Origin of the sequence: Variovorax atrisoli 110B (assembly GCF_000382045.1) — a bacterium.
Classification (GTDB): Bacteria; Pseudomonadota; Gammaproteobacteria; order Burkholderiales; family Burkholderiaceae_C; genus Variovorax; species Variovorax atrisoli.
Genome location: NZ_KB907452.1, coordinates 206,030 through 229,711 on the forward strand (window position 1 = coordinate 206,030; position 23,682 = coordinate 229,711).

The following is a 23,682-nucleotide window of genomic DNA, read 5'->3' on the forward strand; positions in this document are numbered from 1 at the left end:
TGCCATCCCCCTCTTTGACGAAAGACGCTGAACCGCCCATGTCCACTACCGCGACCCGCATCCGCAAGGCCGTATTCCCCGTTGCAGGCTTCGGCACCCGTTTCCTGCCGGCCACGAAGGCGCAACCCAAGGAAATGCTGCCCGTGGTCGACAAGCCGCTGATCCAGTACGCCGTCGAAGAGGCGTACGCAGCCGGCATCCGCGACATGATCTTCGTGACCGGCCGCAACAAGCGCGCCATCGAAGACCACTACGACACCGCCTACGAGCTCGAGAGCCAGCTCGAAGCCAGCGGCAAGACCGCCCTGCTGAACATCGCCCGCTCGGTCATGCCCGACGACATGACCTGCTCCTACGTGCGCCAGCCGCGCATGCTGGGCCTGGGTCACGCGGTGCTGTGCGCCGAGCACCTGGTCGGCAACGAGCCCTTCGCCGTGCTGCTGGCGGACGACCTGATGGTCGGCCCCGACGGCGGCCAGCCGGTGCTGGCTCAGATGACCGAAGCCTTCGGCCGCCTCGGCGGCTCGCTGCTCGCGGTGCAGGAAGTGCCGCTCGAGCACGTCAAGCGCTACGGCATCGTGGCCGGCGACACGGTCGAGGAAGGCCTGGTGAAGGTCAGCCGCATGATCGAGAAGCCGAAGCCCGAAGAAGCGCCCTCGCGCCTGGGCGTGGCCGGCCGCTACATCCTCACGCCGGGCGTGTTCGCCGAGATCCGCAACCAGCCCAAGGGCGCGGGCGGCGAGATCCAGCTGACCGACGGCATCGCGGCGCTGATGAAGAAGGAATCGGTCTACGCGTACTCGTACAAGGGCACCCGCTACGACTGCGGCAGCAAGGAAGGCTTCCTGCAGGCGTCGGTGGAACTGGCGCTGGCGCACCCCGAGGTGGGCGCGGATTTCCGCGAGTACCTCAAGAGCCTGAAGCTGTAATCCTTCGCTTCGAGCACATGCAGAAAGGGCCGCTGTTGCGGCCCTTTTTCTTTTTTGTAATGCCTGCGTTCCGTCAACGGCGCTTCAGCACGTGGATGAAGTCGGTACCGACGGTTTCCTGCTCCATCAGCTCGTTGCCGGTCTGGCGCGCGAAGGCCTGGAAGTCGCGGATCGATCCGGGGTCGGTCGACACCACCTTCAGCAACTGGCCGCTCGCCATGTCGTTGAGCGACTTCTTCGCCTTGAGGATGGGCAGCGGGCAGTTCAGCCCGCGCGTGTCGAGTTCGCGATCAACTTGCATTGCCCGGCTCCGGCGGCAGGTTCAGGCCGCGGCGGCGCTCCTCGTTTTCCGCGGCGGTGAAGAACACGGGCTCGTGCCCGCGCGTGCGCAGCCAGTCGGCCAGCGCATAGCCGGTGCCGGCGGGCCAGCACTTGAGATCGGGCAGGTCGTAGAGGCGGTAGTCGACCAGCTCGGGCGAGAGCTTCACCTCGCCGTCGGCCACCACGTGGTAGGCGATGATGACCTGGTTCATTCGCTGGAAGTCGTAGGCGCCGACGATCTTCGTGGCGCTCACGTCGAGGTTGGTCTCTTCCTTCACCTCGCGTGCGATGCCCTCCTCGGGCGTCTCGCCGGCCTCCATGAAGCCGGTGATGAGCGCGAACATCTTGCCCGGCCACGCGGCATTGCGCGCCAGCAGCACCTGGCCGCGGTACTCGACGATGGCCGCGAGCACGGGCGTCGGGTTGTTCCAGTGCGTGTGGCCGCAGTTGGGGCAGCGCAGCCGCTCCTTGGGGCCGCCGTCTTCCATCAATGCGATCCACTCGAGCGGCGTGGCGCAGACCTGGCAGAACTTGGGATGGGGCATGGGGTTCTCAGCCTTCTTGTTGTTGAGTCGTGGCCCCTTCCGGGAACACCGCAGAGCCGGCTTTGCCGCGCTGCAGGTGTTGCCCCCGGAGGGGGTTGGCGAAGCGACACGAAGTTCGCATGGCCTGGGGGCGGGCCTTGTCAGGCGGGGAAGACGCCGGTGGAGAGGTAGCGGTCGCCCCGGTCGCAGACCACGAAGACGATGGTGGCGTTCTCGACCGTCTTCGACACTTCGAGCGCAGCCCACAGCGCGCCTGCGGCCGAAATGCCGCCGAAGATGCCCTCCTCGCGCGCGAGGCGGCGGCACATCTCTTCGGCATCGCTCTGGCTCACACTGATCTCCTCGTCGACGCGGCTCGGATCGAAGATCTTCGGCAGGTATTCGGCCGGCCACTTGCGGATGCCTGGGATGCGCGAGCCCTCTGCCGGCTGCGCGCCGATGATGCGCACCGCGGGGTTCTTCTCCTTGAGGAAGCGCGACACGCCGGTGATGGTGCCGGTCGTGCCCATCGCGCTCACGAAGTGCGTGACCTTGCCCTTGGTGTCGGCCCAGATCTCGGGGCCGGTGGTCTCGTAGTGGATGCGCGGGTTGTCGGGGTTGGCGAACTGGTCGAGCACACGGCCCTTGCCCTGGGCCACCATCTGTTCGGCGAGGTCGCGGGCATACTCCATGCCGCCGCTCTTGGGCGTGAGCACGAGCTCGGCGCCGAAGGCCTTCATGGTCTGCGCACGCTCCACGGAGAGGTCCTCCGGCATGATGAGCAGCATGCGGTAGCCCTTGATGGCGGCGGCCATCGCGAGCGCGATGCCGGTGTTGCCGGAGGTGGCTTCGATCAGGGTGTCGCCGGGCTTGATCTCGCCGCGCTCCTCGGCGCGCCGGATCATCGAGAGAGCGGGCCGGTCCTTCACGGAGCCGGCGGGATTGTTGCCTTCGAGCTTGCCGAGAATCACGTTGCCGCGCCGGGCATTTTCTGCGGCATTGATGCGTTGCAGTGCGACCAGAGGGGTCTTGCCGATGGCGTCTTCGATCGTCGGATAGTTCATGCCAGCCACTGTGCCATAATTTTGGGCTTCGTTCAGAACCCTGCCCGGGTGGTGAAATTGGTAGACGCAGGGGACTCAAAATCCCCCGCCGCAAGGCGTGCCGGTTCGATTCCGGCCCCGGGCACCACAGGTTCTGGCTCGCCCCAGTCTTCGCGCACTTCGTGTCGCTACGCCAACCCCTTCCCGGGGGTGACACCGGTGGCCCGGCGAAGCCGGTTCCACGGTGTCCCTGGAATTGGGCCTTCTCCTTCCCTTTCTTCTTACGCCGTTTCGCGCAGGCCGGTGTGTACCGTCGGATGCGCCAGACGCACCCGCAGCTCGCGCTTCAGCCGCGTGTTGTCCAGCCGGCGCGATTCCCCCATGAAGCTCAGCAGCTGCAGTGGAAGCTGCCGCTCGGCCTCGCCCCGGGCCACGCGGGGCGGGCGGGGCATGCCGTAGAGGTCGGCGGCGAGGTCCATGTAGTCGCCCATGCGCAGTTCGGTGTCGTCCGCGGCGTGCACGACGCGCTGCGGCTTGCCGCGGAAGAGCGCGGCGATGCAGGCGCGGGCGAGGTCGTCGGCATGGATGTGGCTGGTGTAGACGTCGTCCTCGCGCCGCAGCACGGGCGTGCCGCGCTGGAGGCGGGCGCGGGGGGTGCCGTTCTCGCGGTCGGGAGCATAGATGCCGGGGATGCGCAGGATGCTGGCGCGCACGCCTGCGCTGCGGCCGAGCCAGCGCACGGCGCGTTCGGCGTCGACGCGGCGGTGCGAGCGCGGGGTGTCGGGGCGCAGGGCGCGGGTTTCGTCGATGCGCGCGCCGCCGCAGTCGCCGTAGACGCCGCTGGTCGAGCCGTAGACGAAGGCCGAGGGCATCGAACGCAGTCGCAGGGCCCGCGCCAGCGTGGTGGTGCGCTGGTCGCGCCACCAGGCGGGGCCGCCGTCGCGCGCAGGGGGGGCCAGGTGCAGTACCCGGGTGGCGATGCCGGCGAGCCGGCGCAGGGTGCGCGGATCGTCGAGATTACCCACCAGCGGGCGTATTCCGGCAGTGCGCAGGGCGTCCACCCGCCCCATCGACGAAGTGAGCGCCACCAGCTGCATGCGCCCGCGCAGGTCGCGCGCCACGCGCTGGCCCACGTCGCCGCAACCGACGATCAGCAGGCGTTCTCGCCGGAACCGCGCTGGCAGCGCGCCGGAGGGGCTATTGATTGAAGGCAAAATCCTGTTCCCGTCTTCCCAATTCAGTTCCAGCTCCCCTGGCCGCCAGCGGCCCGGAGGGAGCGTTACCCCTCGAAGAATACCGATGACTGCCACAGCGCCGCACGAAGCGGGCTTTTCCATCACCGTCGAGCCCAGCGGGCGCAATTTCGTGGTCCAGGGCGACGAAACCATCCTGGCCGCAGGCATCCGCCAGGGCATCGGCCTGCCCTACGGCTGCAAGGACGGCGCCTGCGGCTCGTGCAAGTGCAAGAAGCTCTCGGGCGAAGTCACCCTCGGCCCGCACCAGAGCAAGGCCCTGAGCGCCGAGGAGCAGCTGGCCGGCTACGTGCTCACCTGCTGCGCCCATCCCACGAGCGACGTGGTGCTCGAATCGCGCCAGGTCACCGAGGCCGGCGCGCTGCCGATCCGCAAGATGCCGGTGCGCGTGATGGCCCTCACACGCCAGTCGCATGACGTGATGCTGGTGCGCCTGCAGCTGCCGGCCGGGGAGCCACTGCAGTTCTACGCTGGCCAGTACGTCGAGTTCATCCTGCGCGACGGCTCGCGCCGCAGCTACTCGATGGCCAACGCGCCGCACACGCTGGCGCAGCCCGGCACGGGCATCGAGCTGCACCTGCGGCACCTGCCCGGCGGCAAGTTCACCGACCACGTCTTCGGCACGATGAAGGAAAAGGAAATCCTTCGCATCGAAGGCCCCTTCGGCAGCTTCTTCCTGCGCGAGGATTCCGACAAGCCGATGATCCTGCTGGCCTCCGGCACCGGCTTCGCGCCCATCAAGGCGCTGCTGGAGCACATGCAGTTCAAGGGCATCGACCGCCCCGCCACGCTGTACTGGGGCGGCCGCCGGCCCGAAGACCTGTACATGGACGGCTGGCTGCGCGAGCAGATGGCGAAGATGCCAAACCTGCGCTACGTGCCGGTGGTTTCCAACGCAACGCCCGAGGACAACTGGACCGGCCGCACCGGCTTCGTCCACAAGGCCGTGCTCGAGGACTTCGCCGACCTGTCGGGCCACCAGGTGTATGCCTGCGGCGCTCCCATCGTGGTCGACTCGGCCAAGCGCGACTACGTGGCGCTGGCCGGCCTGCCCGAGGAAGAATTCTTCGCCGACGCATTCACCACGGAGGCGGACAAGGCCCTGCCCTGAGACTCCCCGGTTCCACCGGTTCCCCGAGAACGACAGACCCAAGAACAAATGAAGACGAGACACTTCCTCCTCACCCTCATCGCAAGCGCCGCCGCCCTGCTGGGCACCGGACAGGCCATGGCGCAGCAGTCGCAGCGGCCCATCCGCCTGATCGTCCCCTACGCAGCGGGCGGCCCCATCGACAACACCGCGCGCATCCTGGCAGAGCGCGTGAAGGACTCGCTGGGCACGGTCATCATCGACAACAAGCCCGGCGCGGGCGGCAACATCGGCGCCGACGCGGTGGCGAAGGCGCCTGCCGACGGCCTGACGATCGGCATCGCGGCCACCGCCACCAACGCGGTGAACCCGTGGCTCTACAGCAAGATGCCGTTCAACGCCGCAACCGACTTCGCGCCGATCACGCAGATGGTCCGCGTGCCCAACGTGCTGGTGATGAACGCCGATACGGCCAGGCGCCTGAACATCAACAGCGTGGCCGACCTGATCCGCTACGCCAAGGCCAACCCCGCCAAGCTCAACTACGGCAGCGGCGGCAACGGCAGCGCGGGGCACCTCGCGGGCGAGCTTTTCAAGAAGGAAGCGGGCATCTTCGCGCTGCACATTCCGTACAACGGTGGCAATCCGGCGCAGCTGGCGCTGATCTCGGGCCAGGTCGACTTCAACTTCGACAACCTCGCCACCGCCGCGCCGAACATCCGCTCGGGCAAGCTCAAGGCGCTGGCGGTGACGACGCTGCAGCGCAGCAGTTCGCTGCCCGAGGTGCCGCCCGTGGCCGACACGCTCAAGGGCTTCTCGATCGACACCTGGTGGGGCCTGGTCGCCCCGGCCGGCACGCCGCACGACGTGGTCGTGAAGCTCAACCAGGCCTTCGTCGCGGCGCTGAACGCGCCGGAGACGAAGACCCGCTTCGCCTCGCTGCTGGCCGAGCCGGTGGGCAGCTCGCCCGAGCAGTTCGGCGCCTTCATGAAGAGCGAGCTCGCCAAGTACGAGAAGGTCGTCAAGGCCACCGGCGCGAAGGTGGACTGACGAGGTCCTCGGGCAGGGCCTCCTCGCGGCGCAGCGCCACCGAGGAGGCATCGCCCGAATAGCTGCGCAGCCCCGCGAGGTCGAGCACCTCGACACCGCCGTGCTCCACGCGCAGCAGGCCGTCGCGCTGCAGGGCGTGCAGCGCCCGGTTCGCGCGCTGGCGCGACACCGCCGACAGCAGGCCGATCTCGTCCTGGCTCAGCCGCACGAAACGGTCGGCGCGCGGATAGAGGATCGGATCGAACAGGCTGGCGAGGCAGCGCGCCACGCGCGCGTCGGGCCCCAGCAGGCGATCGAACTCCATGAGCCCGATGAACAGGCTCAGTCGCGCATTGATGTGTAACAACAGAAACCGATTGAATTCGATGTTCGAGGCCAGGAGGCGCTCGAAGCTGTGCTTCGGGATGCATGCGACGCGGGTGGGCCGCAGCGCCACGCCGTCGTAGCGCCAGGGTCCGGGGGTGAGCAAAGAGCCCTCGCCGCTCCAGCCGCCGGCGGTGACGCCGGTGAAGGTGGAAACGCGGCCGTCGGGCAGCGATACGGACATCTTCAGCAGGCCGTCCATCACGCCGACCCAGTGATCGGCGGGCTCGCCGCGCCGCACGACGAAACCGCCAGCAGGAATGGTGCGCTCGTGGGACTCCTGCACGACGCGATCGAGCTCCTCGCTCGTGAGGGCTCGTGCCCACAGGCTCTCGCGGAGCATGTTCTCCAGCGCGCTCGTCGACATCGTCGGGTCTCCTCCCAGGACACGGCCGGCTCGTCGCAAGAGCCGGTCCATCGCGGGCCGTAAGGAATGTCGTTCCAACGACATCCCGGGCGCGGCGATGATGCCACAGTCGCTCGCGTTCGCCACCACAACAAGGAGACAACGATGAAGCGTTCGAACGAGAGCCCGCGTCCCTCGCGCGGGCCGGACGGCGGTGACGCGCCGGGCCTGCGCCGGCGCGAGGTCCTGGGCTACGCGACGGCCGCACCGCTGGTCTCGGCCACGGCCGGGGTCGCCGGACTTGCAGGCCTCGCGGCGCCCTCCACGGCAGCCGCCGCGCTGCTGCCGATGACGCCTCCGGACACCACCGACCTGTTCGACATCGGCGATGCGGTGACACTGACCGCGCTGCCGACCATGCCCCTCGTGAAAGTGACCAACGGCGAGAACGGACGCGTGCGGCTCGCGCTGCCGCGCCTGGAGGTGGGCCAGGGCATCGCCACGGCCACCGCGATGATGCTGGCCGACAAGCTGCGCCTGCCGCTGAGCGCCATCGAGGTGACCTCGGCCGACGCCAGCCCCGAGCTGATCTGGAACCAGCTCACCGGCGGCTCGTCGAGCGTGCGCTCGCTGCATGCCGGGATGCCGCTTCTGGGCGGCCTGGGCGGCGTGCTCTCGGGCTCCACGCCCTCGGTGGTCGGGCAGCGCGTCACGCGGCTCGATGCGCTGGACATCGTCACTGGGCGCAAGAAGTTCACGCTCGACCAGGCTGTGCCCGGCGCGATGCCGACCATGGTGCGGCGCCCGCCGACCATCAACGGCAAGTTCGTGAGCATCAACAACATGAACACGGTGATGGCCATGCCGGGCGTGATCGGCGTGGTGCCGATTCCGTCGACCAACGGCATCACGCCGACGCCGCCCGGCGTGGCCGTGATGGCCGAGACCTTCGGGCAGGCATGGGCCGCGGTGAACGCGCTCGACGTGACCTGGGCCGCCGGGCCGATCGACGGCGAGTCGAACGCCACCATCATGCGCAAGCTGAAGTCGGCGCTGCTGCCCTTCGCGCTGCCGCCGCTGGGCGCGCTGACCGTGGAGGGCGAATTCGAGTTCGCACCGGTCTCGCACTGCCCGATGGAAGTGGAATGCGCGATCGCCGACGTGCGTCCGGACCGGGCCGAGATCTGGGCCGGCCTGCAAAGCCCCATCGTCACCCAGCAGGCGGTCGCGGCCGAACTCGGCCTGCCCCTGAACAGGGTGACCGTGCACGTGGTGCCCTCGGGCGGCTCCTTCGGCCGGCGGCTCTTCTGGGACCCGGTGCTGCAGGCGATCCAGGTATCGAAGGCGCTCGGGCGCCCCTGCCGCCTGATGTACCACCGCACCGACGACATGCGCCACACGCGCATGCGCCCGCCGATGTTCCACAAGGCGCGCGCCACCATGCTGCTGGGCCAGGTGATCGCCTTCGAGCAGCGCGTCGCCGGCGTGCGGCTCGACACGCGCCACGGCTTCGGCAACATGCTGGAGGCCGCAGCCATCGCGCTGCCTAACGCCTTTCCGCAGACGGTGGGCAACTTCGCGATCGAGCAGACCATGTTCAAGACCATGGTCTCCTCGCCCTACAACTTCGGCGTCACGACCAAGCTGCTGACGCCGGTGCCGATCGACATGAACACCTGCTCGTACCGCTCGGTGCACATCCAGCCCTCGCGGCTGGTGGAGGAGATCCTGGTCGACGAGATGGCCAAGGCGGCGGGCAAGGACCCGGTCGCCTTCCGGCTCGAGTACCTGCGGCTGCCGCGCGCCCGCGCGGTGCTCAAGGCCGTGGCCGAGGCGGCGCAATGGGGCAAGGCGATGCCCGCGGGCTTCGCGCAGGGCGTGGGCGTGCACCAGGAGACGAAGTCGTTCACGGCCTGCATCGTCGAGATCGACGCGCGGGTGCCGTCTGCCGCGCAGGTGGTTCGCGCCACCATCGCGATCGACGTGGGCACGCCGATCAACCCCTCGGGCATCGAGGCGCAGTTGCAGGGCGGCCTGTGCGAGTCGATCGCGCTGGTGCTCAGTGCGGGGCTGCACATCCAGAACGGCCTGCCGCTGGAAGGCAGCTATTCGCAGTACCACTTCTCGCGCATGAAGAACTACCCGAAGGACGTGAAGATCATCATCATGCCGCCCAGCGCCGAGGCCATCGGCGGCCTGGGCGAGGTCGGCCTCTCGGCCAGCTCCGGCGCCATCGCCAACGCCTATGCGCGCGCCACCGGCACCAGGCCGCGCAGCTTCCCGCTGAACTTCCCGGTCGACTTCACGCCGATCCCGCCGGGCAAGCTGCCCACGCCCGTCAACGTCCAGATCCCGACCTGAGGAGACTCCCCATGCCCGTGCAATCTTTCAAGGTGAACGGCCAGAACGTCGACGTCGAGGCGCCCGACGACATGGCCCTGCTCTGGGTGCTGCGCGACAAGCTCGGCATCACCGGGCCGAAGTACGGCTGCGGCATCAACGTGTGCAAGGCCTGCACCTGCCACGTCGACGGCAAGGCGGTGACGGTGTGCTCGGTGCGCGTGTCCGACGTGCGCGGCCGCCAGGTGACGACCATCGAGGGGCTGGCCAATGGCAACACGCTGCATCCGGTGCAGCAGGCCTGGCTGAACCTCGACGTGCCGCAATGCGGCTTCTGCCAGCCGGGGCAGATCATGGCGGCGGTGGACCTGCTGCGCCGCACGCGCAACCCGACGGATGCCGACATCGACGCCATCGAGAACGTGTGCCGCTGCGGCACCTACGGGCGCATCCGCGAGGCGATCAAGGCCGCCGCGGCGATGATGTAGCCGGCAGGAAAAAAGAAAAAGGCGGTGCGCGCCGCCGCGCCATCCGGGCGCGGCCCGCACCGCCTGTGGCGAACGGAACGCCCGCCTATTCGCCGAGGTACGCGGCCCGCACGCGCGGGTCGCTCAGCAGGCCCTTGGCATCGCCGCTCATGGTGATGAGGCCCGACTCCATCACATAGCCGCGGTCGGCCAGCTGCAGTGCGCGATTGGCGTTCTGCTCGACCAGCAGGATGGTCACGCCCTGCGAGGCCACGGTCTGCACCACCTCGAAGATCTTGTCGCACATGATGGGCGACAGGCCCATGGTGGGTTCGTCCAGCAGCAGCACCTTGGGGCGTGCCATGAGCGCTCGACCCATGGCCAGCATCTGCTGCTCGCCGCCCGACATGGTGCCGGCCAGCTGGTCCTTGCGTTCGCGCAGGCGCGGGAAGGTGACGAACACGCGCTCCATGTCGCTCGCGATGCCGGCCTTGTCCTTGCGGATGTAGGCGCCGATCTGCAGGTTCTCGGTGATGGTCATGCGCGTGAACACGCCGCGGCCTTCCGGCACCATCACCAGGCCCTCTTCCACCAGGTCCCAGGCGCCGCGGCCCTTGATGCTGCGGCCCAGGAACTCGATGTTGCCAGCCCCTGCCGGCAGCGTGCCGGTGATGGCCTTCATGGTGGTGGTCTTGCCGGCGCCGTTGGAGCCGATCAGCGAGACCAGCTCGCCCTCGCGCACCTCGAAGTCCACGCCCTTGACGGCCTGGATGCCGCCATAGCCCACCTTCAGGCCGTTGACCTTCAGCAGCACCTTGCCCGCCGTCTTCGTCGCGGTGTCTTGTTCGCTCGTCATCGTTGCTGCGCTCATCTCAATGTCCTCCAGTGCCGAGGTAGGCCTCGATCACCTTCTCGTTCTTCTGCACGTCCACCGGGGTGCCTTCGGCGATCTGCTTGCCGTAGTCCAGCACGGTGACGCGGTCGCACAGGCCCATGATGAGCTTGACGTCGTGCTCGATGATCAGGATGGTGCGGTTGTCGCGGCGGATGCGGTCGATCAGCTCGCGCAGCGCCACCTTCTCGGTGGAGTTCATGCCGGCTGCGGGCTCGTCCAGCGCGATGAGCTGCGGGTCGGTGGCCAACGCGCGTGCGATCTCGAGGCGGCGCTGGTCGCCGTACGACAGCGTGCGCGCCTTGTAGTCGGCGAACTTGCCGATGCCCACGTAGTCGAGCAGTTCGTGCGCCCGCTCGGCGATGGCCTTCTCCTCGGCCTTGAAGCCGCCGGTGCGGAACATCGCGCCGAGCACGCCCGAATGGGTGCGGATGTGGCGCCCGACCATCACGTTCTCGAGCGCCGTCATTTCGGCGAAGAGGCGGATGTTCTGGAAGGTGCGCGCGATGCCGGCCTTGGCCACTTCGTGCACCGCCGTCGGCTGGTAGGGCTTGCCCGCGAGCTCGAAGGTGCCGCTGTCGGGCGTATACAGGCCGGTGATCACGTTGAAGAACGTGGTCTTGCCGGCGCCGTTGGGGCCGATCAGGCCGTAGACCTGGCCGCGCTTGATGGTGATGCCCACGTCGGACAGGGCCTGCAGCCCGCCGAAGCGCTTGGAGATGCCCCGGACGTCGAGGATGGTGTCGGTCGTCATGTTGATTCTTCCTCGTGCGTTCAGGGATTGATCGACATGGGACGGGAAGCGGCGCCAGGCAGCTCGTCGGCGGGCGTATCGATGCCCGGTGCGTGCGTCTGCAGCGAGCCGGGGGCCACTGCGGCATGGGTCGGGTCGACGGGCGCTCCGCCCTTCCTGGTCAGCGACTTGCCATGCTCCGGCGAGGGCCACAGGCCGCGCGGGCGCACCAGCATGATGACGATCATGGCCAGCGCGATGAACAGCTGGCGCAGGATGGAAGCATCGAGGCGGCCGTCGGTCATCGACTGCAGCGGGCCCGCCACGTAACGCAGCACCTCGGGCAGCGCGGCCAGCAGGATGGCGCCCAGGATCACGCCGGGCAGGTGGCCGATGCCGCCGAGCACGACCATCGCAACGATCATCACCGACTCCATCAGGCTGAAGGACTCGGGCGACACGAAGCCCTGGAAGGCCGCGAACATCGCGCCGGAGACGCCGCCGAAGCTCGCGCCCATGCCGAAGGCCAGCAGCTTCATGTTGCGGGTGTTGATGCCCATGGCCTTGGCTGCGATCTCGTCCTCGCGGATGGCCATCCAGGCGCGGCCGATGCGCGAGAGCTGCAGGCGGTGCGAGATGAGGATGGTGACCAGCACCAGCGCCAGGAACAGGTAGTAGTAGAGCGTGACCGACGAGATGGTGAAGCCGTCGAACTTCAGCGCCTTGCCGAGGTCGAGCCCCCAGAACTTGATCGAGTCGATCGAGGTGATGCCCTTCGGACCGTTGGTGATGTTCACCGGCTGGTCGAGGTTGTTCAGGAACACGCGGATGATTTCGCCGAAGCCGAGCGTGACGATGGCGAGGTAGTCGCCGCGCAGCTTGAGCGTTGGCGCGCCCAGCAGCACGCCGAGCACCGCCGCGAGCACGAAGGCCAGCGGTATCACGATCAGCAGCGAGGTGTGCATGCCGTTCGGGAAGGTGATCTTGAACCACTCGAAGGTCTCGGACAGGTGCGACGAGCCCATCAGCGCGAAGAGGTACGCCCCCACCGCGAAGAAGGCCACGTAGCCCAGGTCGAGCAGGCCGGCGTAGCCGACCACGATGTTCAGGCCCAGGGCCAGCAGCACGTAGAGCAGTGCGATGTCGGCGATGCGCACCCAGGCATTGCCCTGCATCTGCAGCAGCAGCGGCAGCGCGAGCACGGCGATGGCGCCGATGACGTACAGGGCGAGGTTCTTGCTGTTCTTCATGATGGCAAGCTCCTCAGGCGCGGTCGGCCACGCGTTCGCCCAGCAGGCCCGAAGGACGCAGCGTGAGCATGGCGATCAGCACGATGAACGCGAAGATGTCGCTGTAGTTGCTGCCGAGCACGCCGCCGGTCAGCGTTCCGATGTAGCCCGAGCCGATCGCTTCGATGAGGCCCAGCAGGATGCCGCCGACGACCGCGCCTGCCAAGTTGCCGATGCCGCCGAACACGGCCGCGGTGAAGGCCTTGAGGCCGGGCAGGAAGCCCATCGCGTGCTGCGCGATGCCGTAGTTGGAGGCGTACATGACGCCGGCGATGGCCGCGAGCACGGCACCGATGATGAAGGTGGCCGAGATGACCATGTCGGGTCGGATGCCCATGAGCGCCGCGACGCGCGGGTTCTCGGCGGTGGCGCGCATCGCGCGGCCGAGCTTGGTGTAGTTGACCAGCCACATGAGCACCACGAGCGAGAACGCCGTGACGCTGAGGATCATGACCTGGGTCGGGGAGATGACCGCACCGCCGAGGTGGATGGGGTCGGAAGGCAGGAGGGTGGGATAGGCCTTGTTGGTCGGCTTCCAAATGATCATCGCCAGCGTCTGCAGCAGGATCGACATGCCGATGGCGGTGATGAGCGGCGCGAGCTTGGGGCTGTTGCGCAGCGGCCGGTAGGCCACCTTCTCGATCACGAAGTTGAGGGTTGCCGCGACGACGCAGGCGATGATCAGCGCGATGAAGAGGATCAGCCAGCCCGGGGTGTTGGGCATGCCGTCCTTCATGAGCCCGATGATGGTCCAGCTCGTGAGAGCCCCCACCATCAGCACCTCGCCGTGCGCAAAGTTGATCAGATTGATGATGCCGTACACCATGGTATAGCCCAGGGCTATCAAGGCATACATGCTGCCGAGAACCAGACCGTTGATGATCTGCTGCAGCAAAATGTCCATAACGCGATTTCCTATGTGTTGCACCGTTGGGGTGCCATTCACCCACCGGGACACCGGTTTGGCGCCCCTGGCTTGACAAGCAAAAAACCAGCCAACATGTGTCGCCGGCGGATTTGTGGGCGGGATTGTAGTCACGCGCCAGCGCCGATTCGGTGCGCGCGGACCGGGGTTTACCCGCTCACGTCATGCTGTATGCGCGTGGGGTCATGCACGCTTTGCGCGCGTGCTGCAAGAGGGTATCGACGGCCGTATCAGCCCTTGGCTTCGTCGTTGCGCCGGCGCAGGTCGCGCAGCTTTTCCGCGATGCGGATCTCGAGTCCACGCTCCACCGGTTCGTAGAAGACCTGGCCCTCCAGGCCGTCGGGAAGGTAGCGCTCGCCGGCGGCGAAACCGCCCTCCTCGTCGTGCGCATAGCGGTAGCCCTTGCCGTAGTCGAGCTGCTTCATGAGCTTGGTCGGCGCATTGCGCAGGTGCATGGGCACCGGGCGCGTGGTGTCGGTCTTCACGAGGGCGCGTACCGCGTTGTAGGCCTTGTAGACGGCATTCGACTTGGGCGCGATCGCGAGGTAGACCACGCACTCGGCCAGCGCGAGTTCGCCCTCGGGGGTACCCAGCCGTTCATACACCTCGGCAGCGTCGAGCGCGAGGCGCAGCGCGCGCGGGTCGGCCAAGCCGATGTCTTCGCTGGCCATGCGCACCAGCCGGCGCGCCATGTAGCGCGGATCGGCGCCGCCATCGAGCATGCGCACGAACCAGTAGAGCGCGGCATCGGGGTCGCTGCCGCGCACCGACTTGTGCAGCGCGCTGATGGTGTCGTAGAACTGCTCGCCACCCTTGTCGTAGCGCCGCATGCGCTCGCCGAGCACGCGCAGCAGCCACTCGTCGGTGATGTGGTCGAGCTTCTCGGCGCGCGCTGCGACTGCGAGCGTCTCGAGCGTATTGAGCAGCCGGCGCGCATCGCCGTCCGCATAGGCCACGAGACGGTCGACCGCGGCGTCGTCGATGGCGGGCACGGCCTGTATGGCCTGCGCCCGCGCCACGATCTGCTTGAGATTGCTCTCATCGAGCGACTGCAGCACATAGACGGCGGCACGAGACAGCAGCGCCGAATTGACCTCGAACGAGGGGTTCTCGGTGGTCGCGCCGATGAAGGTGAACAGGCCCGACTCCACGTGCGGCAGGAAGGCGTCCTGCTGGCTCTTGTTGAAGCGATGCACCTCGTCGACGAAGACGATGGTGCGCTGCTGCGTGAGCCCGTCGCGCGCGGCGGTGGCGCGCTCCACCGCTTCGCGGATGTCCTTCACGCCGCCGAGCACCGCGCTGATGCTCAGGAACTGCGCGTCGAAGGCGTCGGCCATCAATCGTGCGATGGTGGTCTTGCCCGTGCCCGGCGGGCCCCACAGGATGCAGGAATGCGGCTGGCCCGATTCGAAGGCGATGCGCAGCGGCATCCCGGGGCCGAGCAGGTGCTGCTGGCCGATCACCTCGCCCAGCGTCTTGGGACGCAGGCGTTCAGCGAGGGGTTGATGAGCGGTGGTGGCCAATCCGGTGGGCTTGCTTGCGCGGTTACTTACTGCTTGACGACGTCCGCGCCAGCCGGCGGCTTGAAGTCGAACACGCTGGCGGGCAGGGACGGGTTCACCTCGACCTTGCTGAACTTGAGCACCGAGCGCTGGCCGAAGCTGTCGAGGATTTCGAGCGCCGCCAATGCATCGCCCTGGAAACCGACCTGCACGCTCTGCAACTGGCCGTCCTTGTTCTTCGGCGTGGCCTTGACCCACTGCAGGCCGTCGCGGTCGGGCGCGGACTCCAGCGTGAAATCGGCCTGCAGGGCCTTGAGGTCGGGCGCCGCCGCGATCAGCGCCGCGGGCGTGGAGCCCAATGCCTGCGCCTGCGCACGCTGCGTGACCTGGTTCAGGTCGGCGTCGTAGAGCCACAGCGTCCTGCCGTCGGCCACGATGCTTTGCGCGAAGGGCTTCTGGTAGTCGAACTTGAACTTGCCGGGGCGCTGGAATTCGAAGGTGCCGGCCGAGGTCTTGGTACGGCCCGGCTGGCCTTCACGCGCGGGCGCGGTGACGGTCTGGGTGAAGTCGGCGCGGCCGGACTTCACCGTCTTCACGAAGGTTTCGAGGCTGTCGAGCCCGCCTGCCCAGGCGTTGACGGAACTCAGCAGGCCTATCAGCAGCCAGTGACGCAGTTTCAATTTGGATTCCTCTGAATGGCTATGGCACCAGGCTTTCGACCCTACCCGCCGCGAATTGCGGCAGGTGTAGGCCTTGATGAAGATTTGCAATGCCGAAAGGCGCTTTTGCAAATTGCCTTTCAGCAAGTAACCTGGGCGATCCGGGTTTCGCGGCCCGTCATTCGGCCGCACGCGCGGGCACCAGGATCTCGCGCTGGCCGCTGCCGCTCATGGCGCTCACGAGGCCGGCCTTCTCCATGTCCTCGACGAGCCGCGCGGCGCGGTTGTAGCCGATCTTCAGGTGGCGCTGCACCAGCGAGATGCTGGCCTTGCGGTTCTTGAGCACCACTTCGACCGCCTGGTCGTACATCGGGTCCTTCTCGCCGTCGCCACCGCCGCCGAGCAGGTCGCCGTCACCGTCGCCATCGACCGTGCCGCCTTCGAGCACGCCCTCGATGTAGTCGGGCTCGCCCTGGCTCTTGAGGTAGGCCACCACGCGATGCACTTCGTCGTCGCTGACGAAGGCGCCGTGCACGCGGATCGGCAGGCCGGTGCCGCTGGGCATGTAGAGCATGTCGCCCATGCCGAGCAGTGCCTCGGCGCCCATCTGGTCGAGGATGGTGCGGCTGTCGATCTTGCTCGACACCTGGAAGGCGATGCGGGTCGGGATGTTGGCCTTGATCAGGCCGGTGATCACGTCCACGCTGGGGCGCTGGGTGGCAAGGATGAGGTGGATGCCGGCGGCGCGCGCCTTCTGCGCGAGGCGGGCGATCAGCTCTTCGATCTTCTTGCCGACCACCATCATCAGGTCGGCCAGCTCGTCGATCACCACGACGATGTGCGGCTCGCGCTTGAGCGGCTCGGGATCGTCGGGCGTGAGGCTGAAGGGGTTGTAGATGAACTCCTCGCGCGCCTTGGCTTCGTCGATCTTGGTGTTGTAGCCGGCCAGGTTGCGCACGCCCAGCTTGCTCATGAGCTTGTAGCGGCGCTCCATCTCGGCCACGCACCAGTTCAGGCCGTGCGCGGCCTGGCGCATGTCGGTGACCACGGGCGCCAGCAGGTGCGGGATGCCTTCGTAGACCGACATTTCGAGCATCTTCGGGTCGATCATGAGCAGGCGCACGTCGCGCGCCTCGGCCTTGTAGAGCAGCGAAAGGATCATCGCGTTGATGCCCACCGACTTGCCCGAGCCGGTGGTACCGGCCACCAGCACGTGCGGCATCTTCGCGAGGTCGGCCACCACCGGGTTGCCGATGATGTCCTTGCCGAGGCCCATGGTGAGCATCGACTTGCCTTCGTTGTAGACCTGCGAGCCCAGGATCTCGCTGAGCTTGATCGACTGGCGCTTGGCGTTCGGCAGCTCCAGCGCCATGTAGTTCTTGCCCGGAATGGTCTCGACCACGCGGATCGACACCAGCGAGAGCGAACGCGCCAGGTCCTTCGCGAGGTTGACGATCTGCGAGCCCTTGACGCCGGTGGCCGGCTCGATCTCGTATCGCGTGATGACGGGGCCCGGCGAAGCGAGCACCACGCGCACCTCGACGCCGAAGTCCTTGAGCTTCTTCTCGATCATGCGCGAGGTCATCTCGAGCGTGTCGGCCGAGACCGTCTCCTGGCGCGCCTGGGCGGGGTCGAGCAGGTCGACCTGCGGCAGCTTGCTGTCGGGCAGTTCCTTGAAGAGAGGCTTCTGGCGCTCCTTGACGACGCGGTCGCTGCGAGGCACCTCGGTCATCGCGGGTTCGATCTGCACCGGTGGCGATGGCGGGCGGCGCTTGGGACGCGGCTCGATGAGGATCTCGTCGTCGCCTCCGCCACCGCCGGCAAAGGCACCGGACGATGGCGACAGCGAGGGCTCGGAGCGGCCGGAATCGATGTCGTCGCGCGCGTAGGCGGACTCGTCGGCTTCCGCACGCTCGCGGGCAGCCTGCTTGCCCATGGCGATGTCTGCAGCCATCTCGCGCTTTTCACGGCGCGACTCGAACAGCGAATAGAAGCGTGCGCCGATGCGCTCGGCGATCAGACTCCAGGAGAAGCGGAACACCAGCGCGGAGCCGATCACGCCCCCGGCGATGGCCACCAGCGCCGAGCCGGTGAAGCCCATCCAGCGCACGCTGGCGGGACCGACCAGATAGCCGAGCGCGCCGCCGCCCGAGCCCGGAAGGTGGGCTTCGAGCCGGTAAAGGCGCGACCATTCGAGCACCGTGCTCGCGCAGAGCAGCAGGACGAGGCCGAGCCAGAAGGCAAGGCGGCTGCGGTTGAAGCGCCCGCGTGGCGCAGCCTGTTCGGCGGCCGAGGGTTCGCCGCCGCGCAGCCAGTTGGCCAGCGAAGACAGCCAGGCGCGCAGCCCGGCGAAAAGGCACCACCAGACGGAATAGCCGGCGGCGTAGTAGCTGCCGTCGGCCAGCCAGGCGCCGATGCGGCCGCCCCAGTTCTTGATTTCGCCCCCGGTGCCCGAAGTGGACCAGGCGGCGTCGGAGGGCGTGAAGCTCAGCATCGAGAGCAGCCAGAACAGCAGCGCTGCGAATCCTGCGATCAGCGTGATCTCGTGCGCGAAGCGCATGGCGCGCACGCGCACGGGTTGCCCCTCGGCGGCAGAAGAAGATTGAAGCGTATTCAGCGAATAGGTCATGAAAAACACGGCGCCCGGCCTCGGGAAACTGGGGCCGGATGCACGAACACTACAACAAAAGGCCGGGGCCGCCGTTACAGGCGGCCCCGGCCCTGGAGGCTCAGGCCAGCGAAAGGAGCCGTTCCTTGACGATCATCGAACCGTCTTCCTGCGTCTGGACGAAACCGCGCTCCTCGAGATCCTTCATCACCCGGCTCACCATCTCGCGCGAGGCGCCGACCATCTTGGCCAGATCCTGGCGGGAGATCTTCTCGCGCACCTTGAGATTGCCGGCGCCGTCCTCGATGGCGAACTCGAGCAGCGAACGGGCCACGCGGCCGTAGACGTCCATCAGCGCCAGCGACTCGATCTTGCGGTCGGCATGGCGCAGGCGCTGCACCAGGCCGCGCATGATGTTGTAGGCCATGGAGGAGTTCTCGGGCAGGCAGCGCGCGAAGGCGTCGCGGCCCAGCATGAGCACGTCGCACTGGATCTCGGTGCGCACGGTGGCCGAATGGGGCTCGTCGTCGATCAGGCTCATCTCGCCGAGGTAGTCGCCAGGATGCAGCGTTGCCAGGATGACCTCTCGTCCGCGGCTGTCGGCGCTGGTGACGCGAGCGCGGCCGGTCAGGATGATGTAGAGCGCATCGGACTTCTTGCCCTGCTCCACGACGACCTCCGCGCGCTTGAAGCGCTTCTTGATGATCGCGTCCGCGATGCTAGCGGACTGCGTGGCTGTCAACGACGCGAACAATGGAACGCGCCGAAGCAATTCGAGGTTGGACAGCATCGACATTTATCAATCCCTGAGATAGCGGGCGGAGCAATCCAGAAAGCAGCAAGCCGATGGATTACTACAATCGCGCGCATTGAAAACACCGTTTACCCGGTGTTGAACCGGGCAGTGATACTCCATATATATCGCTACCACCCTGAAAATGTACACGCTGACGCAGCGTCCATCCTAGGTTTTCTACTCATGTCCGCTCCCCAACACGCCAAGGTTTTGATTCTGGGCTCCGGCCCTGCCGGCTATACGGCCGCCGTCTATGCAGCACGCGCAAATCTGCAGCCCCTGCTCATCACCGGCATCGCCCAGGGCGGGCAGCTGATGACCACCACCGAGGTCGACAACTGGCCGGCCGACGTGCATGGCGTGCAAGGACCCGACCTCATGCAGCGCTTCCTGGAGCATGCGGAGCGCTTCAAGACGCAGATCGTCTTCGACCACATCAACAAGGTCGACCTGAGCAAGCGCCCCTTCACCCTCACCGGCGACAGCGGCACCTATACCTGCGACGCGCTGATCATCGCCACCGGCGCTTCGGCGAAGTACCTGGGCCTCGACTCCGAGCAGAAGTTCATGGGCCGCGGCGTCTCCGCCTGCGCGACCTGCGACGGCTTCTTCTACCGTGAGCAGGAAGTGTGCGTGATCGGCGGCGGCAACACGGCTGTGGAGGAAGCCCTCTACCTCGCCAACATCGCGAACAAGGTCACCCTGGTGCACCGCCGCGACAAGTTCCGCGCCGAGCCGATCCTGATCGACAAGGTCATGGAGAAGGTCGCCGAGGGCAAGATCGAGCTGAAGCTGCACAACGAGCTCGACCAGGTACTGGGCGACGACTCGGGCGTGACGGGCATCCGCATCAAGAACACACAGACCGGCGCCACGGAGCAGATCGACCTGAAGGGTTGCTTCATCGCGATCGGCCACCACCCGAACACCGACATCTTCCAGGGCCAGCTGGAGATGAAGGACAACTACATCCTGACCCGCTCCGGCCTGCAGGGCTTCGCCACGATGACCAGCATTCCGGGCGTCTTCGCCGCCGGCGACGTGCAGGACAACGTCTACCGCCAGGCCATCACCAGCGCCGGCACCGGCTGCATGGCCGCTCTCGACGCCCAGCGATTCCTGGAGCAGGACGGCACCCTGTAACCAACAGGGCCCACAAAAGGGCTATAATCCGAGGCTTTGCCGAAACAGGGCTCTCTTACGGGCTACGGCAAAGCCGGGGTACCGCCACCCGTTTTCTGGCGAGGTCAAGCTGCAAAACACCTGCAATCGCCCTGATTGCCCCGGTGCCAGCTGTTCAAGAAAGAGTGTCCTCATGGCACGCGTATGCGACGTAACGGGCAAGGGCCCGATGGTCGGAAACAACGTTTCCCACGCCAACAACAAAACCAAGCGCCGGTTCCTGCCGAACCTGCAATACCGCCGTTTCTGGGTCGAAAGTGAAAACCGTTGGGTTCGCCTGCGTGTTTCGAGCGCCGCGCTGCGCCTGATCGACAAGAACGGTATCGACTCCGTGCTCGCAGACCTGCGTGCACGCGGCCAAGCCTAAGGAGCTGAATCATGGCAACGAGCAAAGGCGGACGCGAAAAGATCAAGCTGGAATCCACCGCGGGTACCGGCCACTTCTACACGACCAGCAAGAACAAGAAGACGATGCCTGAAAAGATGTCGATCATGAAGTTCGATCCCAAGGCGCGCAAGCACGTCGAATACAAGGAAATCAAGCTGAAGTAATTCGGCTCAGGTTCTCCAAATAAAAAACCCGCTGCAAACACAGCGGGTTTTTTATTGCCTGTCTCTGCACGTTTCGCATTTTCGCTCTGCCCTCTTTCATTGGGGATTTGGCACCCGCGAGAATTCGACGGACATAAAAAAGCCGGCCTGAGGGCCGGCCTTTCTTCGGGGAGAGCCCCGCTTCGCGTCAGGCGCGAGCGGCGCGCAGGCGGGTCGAGAAGTCGCGCAGGCCTGCGATGCCGCTGGCTTCCGCACGATGGCACCAGGCCGCCAGATCGGCCGCCAGCTGCTCGCGCGACTGCGAGGTGTTCAGCCACAGCTGGCGCAGCTCTTCGCGCATCGTGACCATCTTGTCGAGCACCGGATGCGCGGCACGAGCCTGCACAACGTGCGAGCGGGCCGATGCAGGCACCTTGTCGTCGTCGCGGTGCAGCCAGCGCTTGGCAGCCTTGAGCACCGACAGGTCGGCGCCCTTGTTCTTCAGGGCAGCCAGCTCCTGGCTGGTGGCGCGGCGCATTTCACGCGCATAGCCGGCCATGACTTCGTAGCGGTTGGCGATGACGGCCTCGAGCGTCTTCTCGTTGGCCACGGGCTGGATATCGCCCATCAGCATCTTCGGCGGCACCTTCTTGACCTTGGCCCAACCCAGCTTCTGCAGCGCCTGGATGTAGATCCAGCCGATGTCGAACTCGTACTTCTTGACCGAGAACTTGGCCGAGGTGGGGTACGTGTGGTGGTTGTTGTGCAGCTCTTCGCCGCCGATGATCAGGCCCCAGGGCATGATGTTGCGGCTTGCGTCGGGCGCCTCGAAGTTGCGATAGCCCCAGTAGTGGCCGATGCCGTTGATCACGCCGGCAGCGGTGATCGGGATCCAGAGCATCTGCACAGCCCACACGGCCATGCCGAGCGTGCCGAACAGCGCCAGGTTCAGGACCAGCATCAGGCCGACGCCCTGCCAGCTGTAGCGCGAATACAGGTTGCGCTCGATCCAGTCGTCGGGCGTGCCGTGACCGTAGCGCTCCATCGTTTCCTTGTTCTTCGACTCGGCGCGGTACAGCTCGGCGCCGCGCCAGAGCACCTCCTCGATGCCCTTGACCTGCGGGCTGTGCGGGTCGTCCTGCGTTTCGCACTTGGCGTGGTGCTTACGGTGGATCGCGACCCACTCCTTCGTCACCATGCCGGTGCCGATCCAGAGCCAGAAGCGGAAGAAATGCGACGGGATCGGGCCCAGATCCATGGCCCGGTGCGTCTGCGTGCGGTGCAGGAAGATCGTGACCGCGGCAATCGTGATGTGCGTGGTGGCGAGCGTGTAAAGCACGATCTGCCACCAGGTGAGATCCCAAAGGCCGTGTCCGAGCCAATCGATGGCCGCATTGAGGACGGCGGAGTCAGGAAGCAACATTGAGTCAGGTACTCCATCATGGCCACACGAATGTGCAGCCTTCAGATAACCCGCGATTTTAAGGCGCGAGGGCCTAAAACAAGCCCTTTAAACCTTCACGAAAAGCGCAGATTAACCCTAGTTTGGAGTCCGTCCTCTATTTGCGGTTCCAGGCTGCGGCAAAGAAACCGTCGGTCGAATGCAGGTGGGGCCAGAGTCGCAGATAGCGCCTGCCGCCCTCCCCGCCGGCACACAGCGCCTCGAAACCCTCGACCTTGAGCCCCTGCAGCAAATCCGCCACATCCACTGGCACGAAGTCGGGATTGGCCGCGCTGAAGGCCTCCGCGATGGCCTCGTTCTCCTCTGGCAGCACGCTGCACGTGGCGTAGACGAGACGCCCGCCCGACTTCACCAGCCGCGCGGCACTCTGCAGGATGGCCGTCTGCTTGACAGTCAGTTCCTCCACCGACTTCGGCGACTGCCGCCATTTCAGGTCCGGATTGCGCCTGAGCGTCCCCAGCCCCGAGCAGGGCGCGTCGACCAGCACGCGGTCGATCTTGCCCGCGAGGCGCTTGATCCGGTCGTCGCGCTCGTGGGCGATGGCGGCCGGGTGCACGTTCGACAGCTTGCTGCGCGCCAGACGCGGCTTGAGCGCGTCGAGCCGGTGTGCCGAGACGTCGAAGGCGTAGAGGCGGCCGGTGTTGCGCATCGTGGCGCCGATGGCCAGCGTCTTGCCGCCCGCGCCCGCGCAGAAATCGACCACCATCTCGCCGCGCTTGGCGTCCAGAAGCAGCGCCAGCAACTGCGAGCCCTCGTCCTGCACCTCGATGGCTCCGCGGGCGAAGGCATCGAGCTTGGTCAGCGCCGGCTTGCCTTCGATGCGCAGGCCCCAGGGCGAGAACGGCGTCGCTTCCGATTTGATAGCAGCCAGCGCAAGCTCAGCCTTCACATCCGCACGCTTGTCGGTCAGGGCATTGACGCGCAGGTCGAGCGGCGCGGGCTCCTGCAGGGCCGCCACCAGCGGCCAGAAGCCCTCGCCGAGCTGCGCCTTCAGCGGCGTCACGAGCCACTCGGGCAGGTTGTGGCGATGGCGCTCCAGCAGGTCGTCGGCCTTGACCGCGTCGCAGTTGTCGAGCCAGCGCTTCTCGGTGTCGTTGAGCGCGCTCTTCAGGAAGTCGCGCGGGCCATGGAAACCCAGGATCGCCATCCGGCGCTCCTTGGAGCCGCTGCCCGAGGGCGAGAGGTGATCGAACAGCAGCTTCTTGCGAAGCACGGTGTAGACGGTTTCGGCGAGCGTCGCGCGCTCGCGCGGGCCGAACTCGCGGTGGTCGCGGAAGAACCGCGACACGACCTGATCGGCAGGGTGATCGAACTTCAGGACGAGGCCGACCAGATCGGCGGCGGCCTCCAACAGGGCTTTGGGATGCATCCCCCGAT

Annotated in this window: 23 protein-coding genes and 1 tRNA gene; 9 read left to right on the plus strand and 15 right to left on the minus strand. The window is 66.7% G+C overall.

All coding sequences use genetic code 11. The features are described 5' to 3' along the window. Nucleotides 1-38 precede the first annotated feature (38 nt). On the plus strand, nucleotides 39-929 hold the full coding sequence (gene galU, locus G369_RS0112025) for a UTP--glucose-1-phosphate uridylyltransferase GalU (protein WP_019654251.1): 891 nt from the start codon (nucleotides 39-41) through the stop codon (nucleotides 927-929). Nucleotides 930-1,002: 73 nt separating this feature from the next. Here the strand turns inward: galU and G369_RS0112030 are convergent, their stop codons facing one another. The 3 genes from G369_RS0112030 to cysM all read right to left on the minus strand — a co-directional run bounded on the left by G369_RS0112030 (nucleotide 1,003) and on the right by cysM (nucleotide 2,838). Beyond that, a complete protein-coding gene (locus G369_RS0112030; protein ID WP_019654252.1) occupies nucleotides 1,003-1,230 on the minus strand; it encodes a sulfurtransferase TusA family protein in 228 nt (75 codons plus the stop codon). After that, the gene (locus G369_RS0112035) at nucleotides 1,220-1,795 is read right to left on the minus strand and encodes an NUDIX domain-containing protein (protein WP_019654253.1); all 576 of its coding nucleotides are present in this window, start codon (nucleotides 1,793-1,795) and stop codon (nucleotides 1,220-1,222) included. The genes G369_RS0112030 and G369_RS0112035 overlap by 11 nt, the downstream gene beginning before the upstream one ends. 140 nt (nucleotides 1,796-1,935) lie before the next feature. Continuing rightward, nucleotides 1,936-2,838, minus strand: a complete 903-nt coding sequence (gene cysM, locus G369_RS0112040; protein ID WP_019654254.1) for a cysteine synthase CysM — start codon at nucleotides 2,836-2,838, stop codon at nucleotides 1,936-1,938. Nucleotides 2,839-2,880: 42 nt separating this feature from the next. Between cysM and G369_RS0112045 the strand changes: the two genes are divergently transcribed. Then, nucleotides 2,881-2,965, plus strand: a tRNA-Leu gene (locus tag G369_RS0112045). Between the two features lie 133 nt (nucleotides 2,966-3,098). On the opposite strand, the gene G369_RS0112050 is transcribed toward G369_RS0112045, so the two are convergent. Further along, nucleotides 3,099-4,031 (minus strand): NAD-dependent epimerase/dehydratase family protein, encoded by a 933-nt coding sequence (locus G369_RS0112050; RefSeq protein ID WP_019654255.1) that lies wholly within the window; start codon nucleotides 4,029-4,031, stop codon nucleotides 3,099-3,101. Nucleotides 4,032-4,116: 85 nt separating this feature from the next. On the opposite strand from G369_RS0112050, the gene G369_RS0112055 reads away from it, so the two are divergent. Both G369_RS0112055 and G369_RS0112060 read left to right on the plus strand, forming a co-directional pair. Continuing rightward, nucleotides 4,117-5,181 (plus strand): CDP-6-deoxy-delta-3,4-glucoseen reductase, encoded by a 1,065-nt coding sequence (locus tag G369_RS0112055; RefSeq protein ID WP_019654256.1) that lies wholly within the window; start codon nucleotides 4,117-4,119, stop codon nucleotides 5,179-5,181. 48 nt (nucleotides 5,182-5,229) lie between these two features. Next, complete coding sequence (locus G369_RS0112060; protein WP_019654257.1) at nucleotides 5,230-6,210, plus strand: Bug family tripartite tricarboxylate transporter substrate binding protein; 981 nt, start codon at nucleotides 5,230-5,232, stop codon at nucleotides 6,208-6,210. On the opposite strand, the gene G369_RS0112065 is transcribed toward G369_RS0112060, so the two are convergent. Beyond that, nucleotides 6,182-6,940, minus strand: coding sequence for a Crp/Fnr family transcriptional regulator (locus tag G369_RS0112065; protein ID WP_019654258.1), 759 nt, complete (start codon nucleotides 6,938-6,940; stop codon nucleotides 6,182-6,184). The genes G369_RS0112060 and G369_RS0112065 overlap by 29 nt on opposite strands. A 144-nt stretch (nucleotides 6,941-7,084) precedes the next feature. Here G369_RS0112065 and G369_RS0112070 point away from each other — a divergent pair, with 144 nt between their 5' ends. Both G369_RS0112070 and G369_RS0112075 read left to right on the plus strand, forming a co-directional pair. Beyond that, a complete protein-coding gene (locus G369_RS0112070; RefSeq protein WP_019654259.1) occupies nucleotides 7,085-9,280 on the plus strand; it encodes a xanthine dehydrogenase family protein molybdopterin-binding subunit in 2,196 nt (731 codons plus the stop codon). A gap of 11 nt (nucleotides 9,281-9,291) precedes the next feature. Then, nucleotides 9,292-9,747, plus strand: a complete 456-nt coding sequence (locus tag G369_RS0112075) for a (2Fe-2S)-binding protein (RefSeq protein ID WP_019654260.1) — start codon at nucleotides 9,292-9,294, stop codon at nucleotides 9,745-9,747. Between the two features lie 85 nt (nucleotides 9,748-9,832). Here the strand turns inward: G369_RS0112075 and G369_RS0112080 are convergent, their stop codons facing one another. The 8 genes from G369_RS0112080 to G369_RS0112115 form a co-directional block, all read right to left on the minus strand. Further along, complete coding sequence (locus tag G369_RS0112080; protein WP_240649914.1) at nucleotides 9,833-10,597, minus strand: ABC transporter ATP-binding protein; 765 nt, start codon at nucleotides 10,595-10,597, stop codon at nucleotides 9,833-9,835. A 1-nt stretch (nucleotide 10,598) separates the two neighbouring features. Next, nucleotides 10,599-11,372: an ABC transporter ATP-binding protein gene (locus G369_RS0112085; protein ID WP_019654262.1), complete on the minus strand. Its 774-nt coding sequence runs from the start codon at nucleotides 11,370-11,372 to the stop codon at nucleotides 10,599-10,601. 20 nt (nucleotides 11,373-11,392) lie between these two features. Continuing rightward, nucleotides 11,393-12,601 (minus strand): branched-chain amino acid ABC transporter permease, encoded by a 1,209-nt coding sequence (locus tag G369_RS0112090; RefSeq protein WP_019654263.1) that lies wholly within the window; start codon nucleotides 12,599-12,601, stop codon nucleotides 11,393-11,395. 13 nt (nucleotides 12,602-12,614) lie between these two features. Beyond that, nucleotides 12,615-13,544, minus strand: a complete 930-nt coding sequence (locus G369_RS0112095) for a branched-chain amino acid ABC transporter permease (RefSeq protein ID WP_019654264.1) — start codon at nucleotides 13,542-13,544, stop codon at nucleotides 12,615-12,617. 251 nt (nucleotides 13,545-13,795) lie between these two features. Then, nucleotides 13,796-15,088: a replication-associated recombination protein A gene (locus G369_RS0112100; protein WP_019654265.1), complete on the minus strand. Its 1,293-nt coding sequence runs from the start codon at nucleotides 15,086-15,088 to the stop codon at nucleotides 13,796-13,798. Nucleotides 15,089-15,114: 26 nt separating this feature from the next. Continuing rightward, a complete protein-coding gene (lolA, locus tag G369_RS0112105) occupies nucleotides 15,115-15,747 on the minus strand; it encodes an outer membrane lipoprotein periplasmic chaperone LolA (protein WP_019654266.1) in 633 nt (210 codons plus the stop codon). 157 nt (nucleotides 15,748-15,904) lie between these two features. After that, the gene (locus G369_RS0112110) at nucleotides 15,905-18,355 is read right to left on the minus strand and encodes a DNA translocase FtsK (RefSeq protein WP_019654267.1); all 2,451 of its coding nucleotides are present in this window, start codon (nucleotides 18,353-18,355) and stop codon (nucleotides 15,905-15,907) included. Nucleotides 18,356-18,455: 100 nt separating this feature from the next. After that, nucleotides 18,456-19,130, minus strand: a complete 675-nt coding sequence (locus G369_RS0112115) for a Crp/Fnr family transcriptional regulator (RefSeq protein ID WP_019654268.1) — start codon at nucleotides 19,128-19,130, stop codon at nucleotides 18,456-18,458. Nucleotides 19,131-19,313: 183 nt separating this feature from the next. Here G369_RS0112115 and trxB point away from each other — a divergent pair, with 183 nt between their 5' ends. The 3 genes from trxB to rpmG all read left to right on the plus strand — a co-directional run bounded on the left by trxB (nucleotide 19,314) and on the right by rpmG (nucleotide 20,864). Further along, a complete protein-coding gene (gene trxB, locus G369_RS0112120; RefSeq protein ID WP_019654269.1) occupies nucleotides 19,314-20,273 on the plus strand; it encodes a thioredoxin-disulfide reductase in 960 nt (319 codons plus the stop codon). Between the two features lie 172 nt (nucleotides 20,274-20,445). Next, on the plus strand, nucleotides 20,446-20,679 hold the full coding sequence (gene rpmB / locus G369_RS0112125; RefSeq protein WP_019654270.1) for a 50S ribosomal protein L28: 234 nt from the start codon (nucleotides 20,446-20,448) through the stop codon (nucleotides 20,677-20,679). 11 nt (nucleotides 20,680-20,690) lie between these two features. Continuing rightward, nucleotides 20,691-20,864 (plus strand): 50S ribosomal protein L33, encoded by a 174-nt coding sequence (gene rpmG, locus G369_RS0112130; RefSeq protein WP_007830291.1) that lies wholly within the window; start codon nucleotides 20,691-20,693, stop codon nucleotides 20,862-20,864. 187 nt (nucleotides 20,865-21,051) lie between these two features. On the opposite strand, the gene G369_RS0112135 is transcribed toward rpmG, so the two are convergent. Next, a complete protein-coding gene (locus G369_RS0112135) occupies nucleotides 21,052-22,266 on the minus strand; it encodes a DesA family fatty acid desaturase (protein ID WP_019654271.1) in 1,215 nt (404 codons plus the stop codon). 136 nt (nucleotides 22,267-22,402) lie between these two features. After that, entirely contained in the window at nucleotides 22,403-23,674 is a 1,272-nt protein-coding gene (locus G369_RS0112140; RefSeq protein WP_019654272.1) for an RsmB/NOP family class I SAM-dependent RNA methyltransferase, read from the minus strand. Between the last annotated feature and the right edge of the window lie 8 nt (nucleotides 23,675-23,682).